Genomic DNA, 14,649 nt, shown 5'->3' on the forward strand with positions numbered 1-14,649 from the left:
GGTAATGTTTTTTGCAATTACCTACTATAAAATAAATAAAAAAGAGCCCCTACGCATTATAAAAATATAATACGCAGTTGCTCTTTTCAACGCTCTTATTCTAGTCCCGAATTATTTATCTGTCAAGTTTGTCCGGTAACAATTCCAAAACCTTAATTGAATCCTACAACCTTCTGTGAAAGCCGGTATGCTGCAACAGAAATTTTACGTCCACTCTTGCCCGGAAGATTCATCGCTCCACCAAGAATTCCTCTTCTCAATCGGTGGAACAGGCGAATGTCCTTATCCTTAATATATCTCCAGAGTTCACGCTTCTTCTCAAGATTCTCGTCTGTTCCGGAACGGAGCAGCATAACAGTAGAAACCACGGTAATGATCTCGAGATAATTCATCATATATTTACGGCATTTCAGATTCGGTATTTTCCAAAGATCGAATTCATCGATCATGATCTTGTTTACCCGGATCTGCTGATCAATTCTGCTGATCATAACCTTTTCATTGACTGACTGGTCATCCCTTCCGATGAAATAACGGTAAAAATCCACGTCCATATAATACATGGTTTTCACACTTGGAAGTGGTGTGTAAACATAGATGTTATCCACATAAAATGTATGTTTCGGCAACTCCAGTCCACATTCGCGAAGCAGTTGTGTACGATAAATAACGGAATGCATCAAAATATAATGTCCCTTGAAAAAATGGCGGATATCATTCCATGTAAAAATGCAGTCCTGTGGAAATCCGGTCTGTCTCATAACCCTTTTATGTTTGGCACCTTCCTTCTCATACACATAATTGGCCAAAAACATATCAAGGTGTTTATTTCCGCCTGCAAGTTCTTTCAGCTTGGCAAGAATGCTGCGGTAAGCATCCTGATCCACCCAGTCATCACTGTCGACTACTTTAAAATATAATCCTGTTGCATTGCGGATTCCCGCATTGACAGCCTCTCCATGTCCACCATTCTCCTGATGGATTGCTTTACAGATTGTCGGATATCTGGAAGCATATGCATCTGCGATTTCTGCAGTACGATCCTTTGATCCGTCATCAATGATCAGAATTTCCACATCCTCGCCGCCAGGAAGAATGGATTCAATACATTTCTCCATATAAGCTTCCGAATTGTAACAAGGAATGGCAAATGATAAAAGTTTCATAATGATTCGTCCTCTTATTTCATCAGATTATCAGCAAGCTCAAATGCTTTTGCTGTCATTGCGTCAATATTATAGTATTTGTATTCCGCAAGACGTCCAAGTAAATGGAATTTTCCAAACGCATCGGTAAGCTCTTTATACTGATTGTAAAGTGCTCTGTTTTCATCATTTAAGATTGCATAATATGGTGTCTCTCCAGCAGCTCCGGTGTATGCAAACGGATACTCTCTTACAATCGTTGTTCCGTCACAATCCTTCTGACCTGTCAGGAATTTAAACTCTGTAATACGTGTAAAATCTTCGCTGACGGTGTAATTTACAACGCTGTGTCCCTGGAAAGAATCCTGGTTCAGATGTTCAAACTGAAAATCCAGAGAACGATATGGAAGTCTTCCAAATCTGCAATCGAACAGTTCATCGATTGCTCCTGTATAGATCAAATCTCCATGAAATTGCTCACCTTTGAAATAAACATTGCCATCGGTAAAGGAAAGTACTTCTTTACAGTCTGTACCAAGAATAACCTCGATATTCTCGTGATCTAACATTTTTTCAAACATCGGAGTGAATCCGTGAAGCGGAACACTCTGATACTTGTCCTTAAAATACCGGTTGTCGTATGAAATAACGACCGGAACACGTCCGGTAACCTCAGGACTGATCTCCTCTGGTGTCTGTCCCCATTGTTTCATGGTGTAACGCAGAAAAACGTTCTGATATACATATTCCGCAATCTCTCTGACATCCGGATCTTCATTCTCACGAAGCTTCATGATCGGGACACGGCTGCCCTCTCCGTATTCTGCGATCAGCTTCTTTTCAAGGCGGTCTGCCTTTTCTTTGTCATACACCATATGCAGTGTGTTCAGATTAAATGGTACAGGGATCAGTTTGTCACCAACCTTTGCAACAACCTCATGTCCAAAATCGTACCACTCCGTAAAACGGGAAAGAAATTCTCTCACGCGTTCATCATCTGTATGGAAAATATGCGGACCATACTCATGGATTAAAATCCCATGCTCGTCTGGAAGATCATAGCAGTTTCCTCCAATATGATTCCGACGCTCAATTACCAATACCTTTTTATTACCTTCTTCTGCCAGTTTTCTTGCAGCAGTTGCTCCTGCAATTCCTGCACCGACAATAATTACATCATACATAAATCTATAATCCTTTCAAATTGCAAAATAAATCTTTGCTTTAAGAATTATTATACACGAATTACAGGCAGTTCCAACTTATTTTTTTCTTAATTTCATCATAGTATTTACTGAAAAAGTACTTTTCCCCTAATTTTGTACAAGTACTTATTTTGTTCATATTTTATTTACAAAAAACTCATACCTTAAACATACCGATTTCACAATTCCCACGTATGATAAGAGCATAGAAAGAAAACAAACAAAAGAACATTTTCTTTTTCATATTCCTCGCATCTGCGGACGCGAGGTCCTCCCGATAAACAGTGTTAACTCACTTTTCATAAATAATCTTTTTCATATGACAACCGGTGCATTTTATGCACCGGTTTCCTCTTTCTTATCGAACGCTTCTTTTCCAAGCCTGATATTCATATACCCGGCATACGCGGCAAATGCGGCCGGAATCGCATACCGTTCTTTTGCATCCTCTGCATCTACAAACACCAGCTTTTTCTTTTTGCGCTGCTCTTTGTAATACCTCGCATCCTCAGCTGAGAGTTCATTGCCCGGTTCTTCGATTGACACCACATATCCCTTCATACGCCACTCCACATGCGAAAAAATATGCTTTGCATCTGCGAGCGGAGTAATACGTATCGGTGCATATCCAAGTTCCCTGATATAAGAAAGCACTGCCTCCGTGTCCATATATCCCGGCAGATTCGGCAGTTCATAAAGTCCTGCCAGCAAACCGGATGCACTGCGTTTATGGATTGCCACTTTTTCATCATCCCGGATAACGAGCACTGTCATCTCTTCAATTCTTCTTGACTTTGCTTTCTTTTTCACCGGAAGTGATTCTATGCATCCTCTCTTTTTTGCTTCACACAGATTCTGCCATGGGCATTCCATGCAGTGTGGCATACCATTCGGAACACAGACTGTCGCCCCCAGTTCCATAAGTGCCTGATTAAAGACTCCCGGGATCACTGTAGTATGTTCCGCCTGCATTACTTCTGCCAGTTTTTCTTCCATATGATTGCGTACGGACTGCTTCATAATATCTGAATCATCGCATGTTACCCTGGAAATAACACGAAGCACGTTTCCGTCCACTGCCGGAACCGGCTTTCCATAGGCAATAGATGCAATCGCTCCTGCCGTGTAATGTCCGATTCCTTTTAATTTCAGCAATTCCTGATAATCATCGGGAATTCTGCCATCATACGCTTCCATGATCTGTATTGCAGCTGCATTCAGATTCCTTACGCGGTTATAATAACCAAGTCCTTCCCACAGCTTTAAAAGCTTATCTTCCCTGCATTCAGCCAAAGCCTTTACATCCGGCAGCTCCGTAATAAAACGCTCAAAATATCCCTTTACTGCTTCTACCCTCGTCTGCTGAAGCATGATCTCAGAAATCCAGACATAATAAGGCCTCGGATCCTCCCTCCATGGGAGCACCCGGGCATGCCCGGCAAACCAGTCCTGAAGCGGTTGTACAATTAATTCCAAATTAAAATCATCTATCATGTTACACATATTAATATAATTTCTGCAAAAGGTAAACCCATATTCTGTGACTGGAACGATTTCCCTGAAATGTTCTCTGGAATACTCGAAGGAATAAGGTTTACAATTTAAGGACAATTCTTTATACTTAACACTAATAAAGAAAAAAGAGGGAACAGACAATGGAATTATGGGATATTTATGATGCAAACAAACAACCAACCGGACGAACCATGAAAAGAAATGACTGGTGTTTAAAAGACGGCGAATACCATCTTACTGTACTCGGTGCAATTGTAAGACCGGATGGAAAATTTCTGATTACCAGACGTGTCATGACCAAAGCCTGGGCACCTGGCTGGTGGGAAATTTCCGGAGGAGCTGCACAGGCAGGCGAACAGTCCAAAGACGCCATCTTCCGTGAGATCAAAGAAGAGACCGGTCTGGATGTAAGTAATGCCGATGGCGGATATTTATTCACTTATCAGAGAGAGAATCCTGGGGAAGGCGATAACTACTTTGTTGATGTCTATCGTTTCCAGATGGATTTTTTGGAAGAAGATCTTCATCTTCAGGAGGAAGAAACTGCAGGCTATATGCTTGCCACACCAGAGCAGATCAAAGAACTTGCAGATCAGGGAATCTTCCTTCATTATGACAGTATTAAACAGGTATTTAAAAATGGAGTGTGAAAATTCACACTCCATTTTAGGTGGATAAAATAAAATTATAAAAAGATACAAATGATATTTTATTCAGATATGTACAATTAGAAGTCTGTAAGATCAGCTTTTCTCTTCTCTAAGAAAGCGCCCATTCCTTCTTTTTTATCATGAGTATCATTTACAACACCGAAAAGGTTTGCTTCCATCTCAACTGCATTCTTGATATCCATATCATAACCATTGTTGATAGCTGCTTTTGCAACAGATACTGCATAGCTTCCTTTGGAAATGATCTTAGCAGCCATAGCTTTTGCTGTTGGCATTAATTCTTCTTTTGCAACAACTTTATTTACTAATCCAATACGATAAGCTTCATTTGCATCGATGTTATCACATGTGAAGATCATCTCTTTTGCACGTCCCATACCAACTAAACGAGCAAGTCTCTGTGTACCACCGAATCCAGGAATGATTCCAAGACCACACTCAGGCTGTCCGAAAACTGCATTATCAGAAGCGATACGGATATCACAAGCCATAGCGATCTCACATCCACCGCCAAGTGCGAAGCCGTTAACAGCTGCGATTGTAACCTGACGCATATTCATTAATTTGAAGAATGGAGCAGATGCTTTGATTCCGAATGCTCTTGCTTCCGGAGCAGTAAAGTTAACCATCTCAGCGATGTCTGCACCAGCAACGAAAGATTTGAATGCATTGTCTTTCTTATCTGGACCACCAGTTAAGATTACAACTTTGATGTCATCATTTGCTTCGATCTCGTTTAAGCAAACATTTAACTCATCAAGAGTCTCGCTATTTAATGCATTTAATGCAGCTGGTCTGGAGATTGCAAGTGTAGCAATTCCGTCAGCAACTTCTACTTTAAGGTTTTTGAATTCACTCATCGTAAAAAATCCTCCTATGTCTTATTAAGTTCTAAATGATAGTTTCATACTAGCACTTTGATAAAATTTTGTCAATCTCACGCAGAAATATTTTACAGATATTTTATACACTGGTTTTCCAGACTGTTTTTTCCTGTCTTCATGTTATTTTAAGCTTTATATACCCACAGATCACGCATCTGACTCATAATCCGGTCCAGTTCCCATGTCTTCTGGCTGTTTTTGACGCTGTTTGGATCATTCACTTGCACTTTCCCATCATCTGTAATTCCGGTAAGCACAATAAAGTGTCCGCTTGTTGTAAAATCCCCCGGTCCCATAATGCAAATAATCGGATTTCCAGCAGACAATTCCTTTTTAATACTGTTCTCATCAAGCGAAATCTCATTTGCATCCAATCCGATCTGTGAAGCAAGTCCAAGCATCATATTCCAGGAAGAGCCGCTGCCATTCACATAATATCCATTATTCTGGGCTAATTTTGCCATCTCATAAGGATTGAGGCTTGTATCCCCGGTCAGCCCGGTATATACCATGGACAGCGCCGTTGGTCCACAGCCTGTAACGGCCATGTAATCATCTCCGTATGTTTCATAGCCCCAACGTTCATCCCATTGCAAAAACAACGGGATTTCCCCATCTTTGACCTCTTTTGAAACATCAATTGCCTCATGCTTATCTTTATTTTTTTCATAGTCAAGCACAAACTGCCTTGCCTCTTTATTTCGTTCGTACAGATCGATCAGACTCTGTGGCACACCTTCCTCCTTTAATGTGCGCTCCTGATTCATACCAAGGACAGCTGGAAGTCTCAGATTTCCTGGTAAAAAAATCCTCTGGTTGACCGCGCCCAGAATCACAAGCAATACGCCAAGAATCAGCAGCCGTTTTTTCAGACGCTGCAGTTTTCGTCTTGCTGCCTTATTTTTCCGCTGTGTATGATGTATGGTATGATTTTTATTTTTTATGTTTTCCTGCATAAACACACCTCTTTCCGTTTGATGCTTTCATTTAAGCATATCCGTAAGAGGTGTGTTTTAATAAATTCTGTGCAATTTCTTACAATTTTCTAAAGATTCAGCGGCAATGTAATCCGGAAACTGATCTGCTCATTCTCGCTCTCACAGCGGATTGTTCCGCCATGCAGCGAAATAATCTCCTTCGTCACTGCAAGTCCAAGTCCGGAGCCGCCGGTATCCGAATTTCTGGAACTGTCCATTCTAAAAAACTGATCAAAAATGTGTGCAATCATTTCTTTTGGTATCGTTTTTCCATGGTTTGTTGTGATAAGTTCGATTCTGTCCGTCTCACATCGATGAAGACAAATTACAATTGCGGTATCTGGATAACTGTAATTCACAATATTTTTAAACAGATTGTCAAATACACGCTCCATTTTATCCACATCGCATAAATATTCAATCCCATCTTCTATCTCTAACGTTGTATTAAGATTTTTTTCACGAAAGATCGGCTCAAACTCAGTCACCATCTGTTTTAACATGACCGAAAGATTCACAGATGACTTCTCCAGTATCATCTGTGTGAAATTAAATCTGGTAATGTCAAAAAACTCATTGATCAGTTCCTCCAGCCGCTGCGCCTTTTTCAATGCGATCCCGATATATTTTCCTCTGGCATTCTCTGGTATATCAGGTTCCTCACTTACCAGGGTCAGATATCCAATCACCGAAGTTAAAGGTGTCTTCAGGTCATGTGCCATATACATGATCATATCGTTTTTTCTCTGGTTCGCTTCTCTTGCCGACTGGATATTTGCAGCATTCTGAATTCTTACCTGATTCATCAGCTGCTCTATATGAGCCAGTTCTGTCGGCAGTACGATCGGATCTTTCTTCTCAGAATCTATTTCTACAATTGCGTCACCAATCTCGCTGACTCCAAATGCGATCTTTTTGAGCATTCTCACTGCAAAAAACACAGAGCATACGAGCATCAGGAAAAATATGACTACGAATGTATGATCGTCGATCCAGTTCAAATCACAATACCAGGCATCATCTGGATACCATATTCTTCTCTTGCACACAATATATCCGATCAGATAAACAATCACGATTATACCCAGGCTGATCGCCATCTGAAAAAAGTATTTTAACAGCCATCTGTGATATAGATTTGTCTTCGCTTTCATATGTTATTCCTCCAGTGTATATCCGACACCCCATACGGTTTTTACGAATTTCGGTTTTCTTGTGTTTTCATGCATCTTTTCACGAATCCTGCATACATGAACAAACACCGTATTGTTATTCTCCAGATATTTTTCCTTCCAGACATTCTCAAACAATTCCTCAGATGTCACAACCTGATTCAGATGACGGCACAGGTATAAAAGGATCTCAAATTCTGTCGGCGTCAGATCCAGCTTTTCCCCATACAAAAATGCCTGATGACGGTTCTCATTTACTTGGAGTCCCCGGATTTCATAACAGGTTTCTTCCACTTTATCACTGACACCTTTATTGTAAAATTCAGCCCTTCTGAGCTGTCCTTTTATTCTTGCCAACAGCTCTAACGGCTGAAAAGGTTTCGTTATATAATCATCCGCTCCAAGCATAATTCCATTGATCTTGTCGGTCTCCTCAATCTTCGCCGTCAGCATAATAACTGGAAAATAATGTTTTTCACGGATCTTTCTGCAGATTGTAAATCCGTCAATATCCGGAAGCATCACGTCAAGAATTGCGAGATCGATCTGCTCTTTTTCCATGCAGTCCAATGCATCTTTTCCACAGTAAAATTTATATACGATATAACCTTCACTCTTCAGATAGACTTCCAGAAGATCTGTAATCTCTTTCTCGTCATCTACAATAAGAATTCTTTTTCTCTCCAACTCTGACTATTCTCCTTGATTCTGGCTGATGTTTATGTACTGAACTGCTCCGGCGTTATCTCTTTTGCCTAACCGCTACGGCAAAAGTCCGAAAAAACCTCCGGTTTTCCGGACTCGCGGGCGCGTTCTCATACAGTCCAGGAAACTATACCATACAAGTATTCATAGTTTCCTAGACTGTATGCTCACTTTTGCCTTCGCGTACATTATATCATATCCCTTGTGTCCTCTTTCTTAAGAGATTCTTACGATTCTGCAGCCTGCCACCTGTTCAGAGAAAAAATTTCAGAATCCAATCAAATCTGTGCTACAATATGGTTAATGATTTTCATGCTTATACTTACAAACGAGGTTTAAAAATGTTAAAACAATTTATCAAATATGTTTCCCAAAATATGCTCGGCATGCTTGGTATGTCCTGCTATATTCTCGCAGATACTTATTTTATTTCAAAAGCGGTCGGTTCTGATGGAATCACGGCTCTTAATCTGGTTCTTCCCGTCTATAATCTGATCTTTGCGATCGGTGCCATGATCGGTGTCGGATCTGCCATCCGTTTTGTTGTTGAACGAAACCAGAAAAAAAAGGACGCAGAAAGCTATTTTTTCCATGCCCTTCTCTGTTCAACACTGATCAGTATTATTTTTATCGCTGTCGGTCTTTTCTGGCCGGATCGGCTGATTGCCCTTCTTGGCGGTAATCCTCAGATCATTGCTGTCGGGAAATCCTATACACGCATTTTTATGCTGTTTACTCCATTTTTTATGTGGAATTATATCTGTAATGCCTTTGTTAGAAATGATGGCAGTCCATCCATTGCAATGTCTGCGACACTGTTCAGCAGTCTGTTTAACATTGTCTTTGACTATATCCTGATGTTTCCACTCGGTCTGTCAATGGCTGGTGCTGCACTTGCCACCGCATTTTCCCCGCTTATTGGAATTCTGATCTGCTGTATCCATTTCAGATCATCCAGATGCACGATCCACCTTCGACCTGCCGTTCCCTCTCTCCGGAGACTGATTCACTCCTGCCAGGTTGGAGTATCTGCCTTTGTCGGTGAATTTTCATCCGGAGTCATTACAGCTTCCTTTAATATGATCATTCTTTCTCTTGCCAGCAATATTGGTGTCGCTGCTTATGGAGTTGTTGCAAATACCTCACTGGTTGCAATCTCTTTATTTAATGGTATCGCCCAGGGATCTCAGCCTTTAGTCAGCCAGTATTATGGAAAAGGCGAGAAAAAACAGGTATGTTCCGTTCTTAAAATGGCTCTTGTAACAGCTCTTGGCCTTGCACTGATCCTGCTTCTTGTTGTTCAGACCTGCGCACCGGCAATTGCATCTGTCTTCAACAAAGAACATGACCCACAGCTTGCCACATATGCGGAAAATGGACTGCGTATTTATTTTGTCGGATTTCTTTTCGCAGGCATCAACATTGTGGGAACCGCTGCTTTGAGTGCTGTAGAATCCGTAAAAGCTGCTTTTGCTGCTTCTATCATGAGAGGCTTTGCTGCGATACTCCTCTTTGCTTTTCTGCTTTCTGCACTCTATGGTATGACCGGTGTCTGGCTGGCTTTTCCTGCTGCAGAATTTGTAACCATATTCATTACACTATGCGGACTGAGAAAATACACGAAAAGTACTCCTTCTGTTACAAAAGAGTAAAAAAAATCCGCTGTCCATAGGCTTACTGCCAGGACAGCGGATTTTCTTATCCGATATTCTCTTTATTTGTCGTCCTCTGCGATCGACTGTAATGCTTTCAGCAGATCATCGCTGTCGATCTCACTGATGGCGTTTAAGGCTTTTTCCAAAGTCACATTCTTTGCTTCTCCTTCATGTTCTGCGCATCCTGCGCCACATGTCATGCAATTGTGTGTACATTCTTCCTGTAATTTGTCCATATCACTCATATTCTCACACTCCAATTCCATATTCTTCAGACCATTCTATGGTTTCTGAATGAAATTATTTTGTATACAAGAATATTATAAACACTGAAAACAAATTTTTCCAGTTCTTTTTCCCGGCTTTTTCAAAGCTGCTATGAAAAAGAAATACAGGTTGCCCCATACGTAAACATCAGGTCAATACCAGCCATTATCATGGCAAATATGACGAGGATCATCAGTAATACAATTGCTCCCTTGTCATATACAAATTTCTGATCCGGCTTTGCATTCGCAACCAGCACTTCCACACCAAGTGCGATCAGAATACATGGCCAGAGACGGAAAATAATCCGGTAATTCAATGCTGGAAATACCATGTGCACCAGAAAAAGAATTCCAAATAAAATCAGTGTAATTCCACAGGTGATCGTTCCGGTACGATGTACCGTTTCATAATTATTCGTTTCTTTCTGTTCCATTGTTTTCTTCGCTTCCATCCTGCATAACACCTCCATCCTGCTTCCTGTCTTCTGCATCGTCTCCGTATAATTCCTTCTTCTTTCCGTCAAGCATTACCTTACCGATTGCAATAATTCCGATTCCGACAATGACCTGTGGCAGATAATAAGCTGCGCGGCGATAAATTGCTTTTACAATCTCCGGGAGAACAAACTCAACTGCTGAGTAAAGTCCGCGGAATACAAGAACAATTCCAAGAACCACAAGTACAATCGCGATAATCTTACGATAGCGTTTTGCAATTTTTTCACTTGAAGCTGTCAGGCTGTCAACGTCAAACAGGTATCGATCTTCGGTCACCCGAAACAGTTCATCATCCATATGGTACATATTTCTTGCATGAAAAAAGCTGTAAAACCATGCGATCATCGCCAGAAACATCAATGGTCCAAGGTTTAATACAATCGATGCCAGTATAATCCCCCAGAACACTGCCATAAGGCTTAAGCCCATCTTCATAAATCCCATATACATTTCAGAACATCCCGGTATCCAGGACAGGATAAAATTCCAAAAACCACTTTTTTTATTTTTCATTTTCTCTTCCTTCTTTCTTTTTATTTAATCAGTACTTTTATTAAAATCCGGTGCGATAAGTCCATTGGAAAGTTCAAACAGATGACTGCACCATGCATTCGTTTTCTCATTGATTGTTCCTGTAATGCTTGTTTTCTCTTCGTTCACAGAACTGCTCTGTTTTGAATTTGAAGTTCCTGCCGGAATAATAAAAAGCGCAAAGATTGCTGCCGCTGCAATTCCGGCAACTTTGATGCGATAACGCATGTATGCTTTTTTCTTTTCTTTTTCTGTCATCATTTTGCCACTTCTTTGTGGCATTTCGATCACTTTTTCCTTTTGCTCTTCCATGCGGATTTTATCCAGTATTTCGCTTTTCAGATAAACAGGTGCTTTTAACATTTCTCCATGTTCTGTCTCTGCGATCAGCTGTTTGAGTTCTTCCTCTGATAAATAGTCCTGCTCCCTATGCATCCTCACGCATCTCCTTTCCCACTTTCTGAAACCGGTTTCGATATGTATGATGCTGGCTGCCATAAAGCTTTCGCAGCATATCTCTTGCCCGGTAGATCTGTGTCTGTATCGTTTTTATATTTTTCTGTTGTTTTTGTGCAATCTCTTCCGCTGTTTTCTCATGATAGAAATAAAGCTCTGCGATCTCATCATATGGAGGCTTTAACTTTTTACAGTTCACCAGAAGTTCCTCCGACACCGCGGCTTCCATCGTATCATGCTCTGGCCTTCCAATCCCGGATTGATACTGTTCCATCTGCTCATCCTCGGTCGGTATCTGTCTCGATGACGCCTTTCTCAGATAATCAATCGATTTATTGGATGCAATTCTGCACAGCCATCCCTTTTCATTTGTCCCATCAAATTCGTCCAGATGTTCATAGGCAGACAGAAACGTTTCCTGCGTCAGATCCTGTGCCGCGAAATAGTCCTGGGTCATCTTATAACAGACGGACAATACCAGATTCTGGTACTGATCGATCATTTTTTCTAATTGTGCATACGCCGGCGTTTCTTCCACCTCCTCTGTGGTTTTCTTCCCTTTTCATGAACCACTCAATAACTATAACGCATCTTTCCATGGAAAATCTTCAACTTTTTCAAAATAATTTAAAAAAGTGTGCGCCTGCCGCACACTTTAACGCAGCACGGTATTTCCTATAGAGATTAGGGTGTCAAAAGGTAGCCTTTATTTTTTGAATTAACAAATTGCACAAAGCAATGCCTATTATGTTCCATTGTCCGAAAATCAGACACTGTTTTGTGCAATTTGCCAGCCACTAAGTTAAAAGTCACCTTTTAACACCCTAACTCTATAGAAAAAACCTGACAGGGATTCCCTGCCAGGTCTTTGAAATTTTCTCATATAAAATAATTTTGCAACGATTAATCACGCTTTGGAACGATCTTCTCAGTACCACCCATGTATGGCTGTAATGCCTTTGGAATGTTCACAGAACCGTCCTCGTTTAAGTTGTTCTCTAAGAATGCGATCAGCATACGTGGTGGAGCAACAACGGTGTTGTTCAGTGTATGGGCAAAATATTTGTTTCCATCTTTTCCTTTTACACGGATCTTCAGACGTCTTGCCTGTGCATCGCCTAAGTTAGAGCAGCTTCCAACCTCAAAATATTTCTTCTGACGTGGAGACCATGCCTCAACATCACAGGATTTTACTTTCAGATCTGCAAGGTCACCGGAGCAGCACTCTAAGGTACGTACCGGGATATCAAGACTTCTGAACAGGTCTACGGTATTCTGCCATAATTTGTCATACCATGCTTTTGACTCTTCCGGTTTACATACAACGATCATCTCCTGCTTCTCGAACTGGTGGATACGGTAAACACCACGTTCTTCGATACCATGTGCTCCTTTTTCTTTACGGAAACATGGAGAATAGCTTGTCAGTGTATATGGTAATTTTTCTTCATCATTGATTGTATCAATAAATTTACCGATCATGGAATGCTCAGAAGTTCCGATCAGGTAAAGGTCTTCACCTTCGATCTTGTACATCATCGCATCCATCTCGTCAAAACTCATAACTCCGGTAACAACATTGGAACGGATCATAAAAGGTGGTACACAATAAGTGAATCCACGATCGATCATGAAGTCTCTTGCATAGGAAATTACAGCAGAATGGATTCTTGCGATATCTCCCATCAGATAATAGAAACCATTACCTGCAACTTTTCCTGCCGCATCCAGATCGATACCATCAAAACGCTCCATAATATCCGTATGATAAGGAATCTCAAAATCCGGAACAAATGGATCGCCATATTTCTGGATTTCAACATTGCAGCTGTCATCTTTTCCAATTGGAACCGATGGATCAATGATGTTTGGAATTGTCATCATGATCTTTGTGATCTTCTCACTTAATTCTTTCTCCTGAGTCTCTAATTCTGCAAGTCTTGCAGCATTTGCGCTTACCTGTGCTTTTACTTCCTCAGCTTCGTCTTTCTTACCCTGTCCCATCAGCGCACCGATCTGTTTGGAAAGCTTGTTTCTGCTTGCACGAAGCTCGTCTGCTTCCATCTGTACTTTTCTTGCCTGCGCATCCAGCTCGATGACTTCATCTACAAGTGGAAGTTTGTGATCCTGGAATTTTTTACGAATATTTTCTTTTACTACTTCTGGATTCTCTCTTAAAAATTTTAAATCTATCATGTTTTCCTCCTATTAATAAAAAAACCTTCCGTCTCAGATTATCTCTGGGACGAAAGGTATATTCCGCGGTGCCACCCAAGTTGCTTATTATAAGCCTCTTTGACGCAGGATAAGGACTGCGACCCCTGTGATTCTCATCACCAGCTCCGGAATTGGAAAGATCCTGCCTGCTTACCGGTTCACACCACACACCGGCTCTCTGAAAAGCTTCCTGAATCGTAGATTCCATCAACGCTTCTTTCTATATCTTCTGCCATTATACAATCAAACATGCGAATTTGCAAGGCTTAATTCAGCGGATATCCAAGATATCTGTCCTCATTCAGTGCAAGGATCAGCAGAAAGACCGGTGGGAGAAAAATAAGTCCCACAGCAAAACCTTCGTTATGTCCAAATGCCTTTGCCGTCTTGATCATTGTCAGGATATAGAACACAATGTTTGCGATCGGGATCAGTAAAAAAAGAAAATACCAGCCGTTCCCCCATGTATACTTATACCAGATATACGTGTTATAAAATGGAATTACTGCCTTCCATCCCGGTTCACCGAATTTTGAAAAAATAAACCAGAATGCCACCAATGTTAAAATTCCCACTGCAGATAATGAAATATGAATCATACAATTACTCCTCTTTTCTTTAAGGTAGTGTCAAGTTAACTACCTTTTTTATTTTTATAAACATTATATTTTCAAGGATTTCTCACATTTTTTTACAAAAAAAGTGATTACCCCCTAAAAAAGCAGTATAATTGAATCTGCGAAAACACA

The 14,649-nt window shown here is 40.8% G+C and carries 16 protein-coding genes; 2 read left to right on the plus strand and 14 right to left on the minus strand.

Translation table 11 applies throughout. The features are described 5' to 3' along the window. Nucleotides 1–152 precede the first annotated feature (152 nt). The 3 genes from FYJ75_RS04880 to mutY form a co-directional block, all read right to left on the minus strand. Nucleotides 153–1,166 (minus strand): glycosyltransferase family 2 protein, encoded by a 1,014-nt coding sequence (locus tag FYJ75_RS04880; RefSeq protein ID WP_154429335.1) that lies wholly within the window; start codon nucleotides 1,164–1,166, stop codon nucleotides 153–155. 14 nt (nucleotides 1,167–1,180) lie between these two features. After that, complete coding sequence (glf, locus tag FYJ75_RS04885; protein WP_154429336.1) at nucleotides 1,181–2,329, minus strand: UDP-galactopyranose mutase; 1,149 nt, start codon at nucleotides 2,327–2,329, stop codon at nucleotides 1,181–1,183. Between the two features lie 357 nt (nucleotides 2,330–2,686). Then, nucleotides 2,687–3,844 (minus strand): A/G-specific adenine glycosylase, encoded by a 1,158-nt coding sequence (gene mutY, locus FYJ75_RS04890; RefSeq protein WP_154429356.1) that lies wholly within the window; start codon nucleotides 3,842–3,844, stop codon nucleotides 2,687–2,689. A gap of 161 nt (nucleotides 3,845–4,005) precedes the next feature. On the opposite strand from mutY, the gene FYJ75_RS04895 reads away from it, so the two are divergent. Next, nucleotides 4,006–4,515 carry an NUDIX hydrolase gene (locus tag FYJ75_RS04895; protein WP_154429337.1) on the plus strand — a complete coding sequence of 170 codons (510 nt, stop codon included), beginning with the start codon at nucleotides 4,006–4,008 and terminating at the stop codon, nucleotides 4,513–4,515. Nucleotides 4,516–4,592: 77 nt separating this feature from the next. Here the strand turns inward: FYJ75_RS04895 and FYJ75_RS04900 are convergent, their stop codons facing one another. The 4 genes from FYJ75_RS04900 to vanR all read right to left on the minus strand — a co-directional run bounded on the left by FYJ75_RS04900 (nucleotide 4,593) and on the right by vanR (nucleotide 8,256). Further along, entirely contained in the window at nucleotides 4,593–5,396 is an 804-nt protein-coding gene (locus FYJ75_RS04900; protein ID WP_154429338.1) for an enoyl-CoA hydratase-related protein, read from the minus strand. Nucleotides 5,397–5,545: 149 nt separating this feature from the next. Continuing rightward, nucleotides 5,546–6,376, minus strand: coding sequence for a C39 family peptidase (locus FYJ75_RS04905; protein WP_154429339.1), 831 nt, complete (start codon nucleotides 6,374–6,376; stop codon nucleotides 5,546–5,548). An 89-nt stretch (nucleotides 6,377–6,465) separates the two neighbouring features. Next, nucleotides 6,466–7,551 carry a sensor histidine kinase gene (locus tag FYJ75_RS04910; protein WP_154429340.1) on the minus strand — a complete coding sequence of 362 codons (1,086 nt, stop codon included), beginning with the start codon at nucleotides 7,549–7,551 and terminating at the stop codon, nucleotides 6,466–6,468. A 3-nt stretch (nucleotides 7,552–7,554) separates the two neighbouring features. Then, nucleotides 7,555–8,256, minus strand: a complete 702-nt coding sequence (gene vanR, locus FYJ75_RS04915; protein ID WP_154429341.1) for a VanR-ABDEGLN family response regulator transcription factor — start codon at nucleotides 8,254–8,256, stop codon at nucleotides 7,555–7,557. Nucleotides 8,257–8,615: 359 nt separating this feature from the next. Between vanR and FYJ75_RS04920 the strand changes: the two genes are divergently transcribed. Then, the gene (locus FYJ75_RS04920) at nucleotides 8,616–9,926 is read left to right on the plus strand and encodes an MATE family efflux transporter (RefSeq protein WP_154429342.1); all 1,311 of its coding nucleotides are present in this window, start codon (nucleotides 8,616–8,618) and stop codon (nucleotides 9,924–9,926) included. A 62-nt stretch (nucleotides 9,927–9,988) separates the two neighbouring features. Here FYJ75_RS04920 and FYJ75_RS04925 read toward each other — a convergent pair whose 3' ends face one another. The 7 genes from FYJ75_RS04925 to FYJ75_RS04955 form a co-directional block, all read right to left on the minus strand. Beyond that, nucleotides 9,989–10,174 carry a hypothetical protein gene (locus FYJ75_RS04925; RefSeq protein ID WP_154429343.1) on the minus strand — a complete coding sequence of 62 codons (186 nt, stop codon included), beginning with the start codon at nucleotides 10,172–10,174 and terminating at the stop codon, nucleotides 9,989–9,991. Between the two features lie 131 nt (nucleotides 10,175–10,305). Next, entirely contained in the window at nucleotides 10,306–10,650 is a 345-nt protein-coding gene (locus FYJ75_RS04930; RefSeq protein WP_235907009.1) for a LiaI-LiaF-like domain-containing protein, read from the minus strand. Continuing rightward, complete coding sequence (locus tag FYJ75_RS04935; RefSeq protein WP_154429344.1) at nucleotides 10,610–11,209, minus strand: hypothetical protein; 600 nt, start codon at nucleotides 11,207–11,209, stop codon at nucleotides 10,610–10,612. Before FYJ75_RS04935 ends, FYJ75_RS04930 begins: the two co-directional genes overlap by 41 nt. Before the next feature lie 24 nt (nucleotides 11,210–11,233). After that, on the minus strand, nucleotides 11,234–11,662 hold the full coding sequence (locus FYJ75_RS04940) for a hypothetical protein (protein WP_154429345.1): 429 nt from the start codon (nucleotides 11,660–11,662) through the stop codon (nucleotides 11,234–11,236). Then, nucleotides 11,655–12,221 (minus strand): RNA polymerase sigma factor, encoded by a 567-nt coding sequence (locus FYJ75_RS04945; RefSeq protein WP_328596862.1) that lies wholly within the window; start codon nucleotides 12,219–12,221, stop codon nucleotides 11,655–11,657. Before FYJ75_RS04945 ends, FYJ75_RS04940 begins: the two co-directional genes overlap by 8 nt. 365 nt (nucleotides 12,222–12,586) lie before the next feature. Then, on the minus strand, nucleotides 12,587–13,879 hold the full coding sequence (gene serS, locus FYJ75_RS04950) for a serine--tRNA ligase (protein ID WP_154429346.1): 1,293 nt from the start codon (nucleotides 13,877–13,879) through the stop codon (nucleotides 12,587–12,589). 287 nt (nucleotides 13,880–14,166) lie between these two features. Then, nucleotides 14,167–14,499 (minus strand): DUF5684 domain-containing protein, encoded by a 333-nt coding sequence (locus FYJ75_RS04955; protein ID WP_154429347.1) that lies wholly within the window; start codon nucleotides 14,497–14,499, stop codon nucleotides 14,167–14,169. Nucleotides 14,500–14,649 lie beyond the last annotated feature (150 nt).

Origin of the sequence: Roseburia porci (genome assembly GCF_009695765.1) — a bacterium.
Lineage (GTDB): Bacteria > Bacillota > Clostridia > Lachnospirales > Lachnospiraceae > Roseburia > Roseburia porci.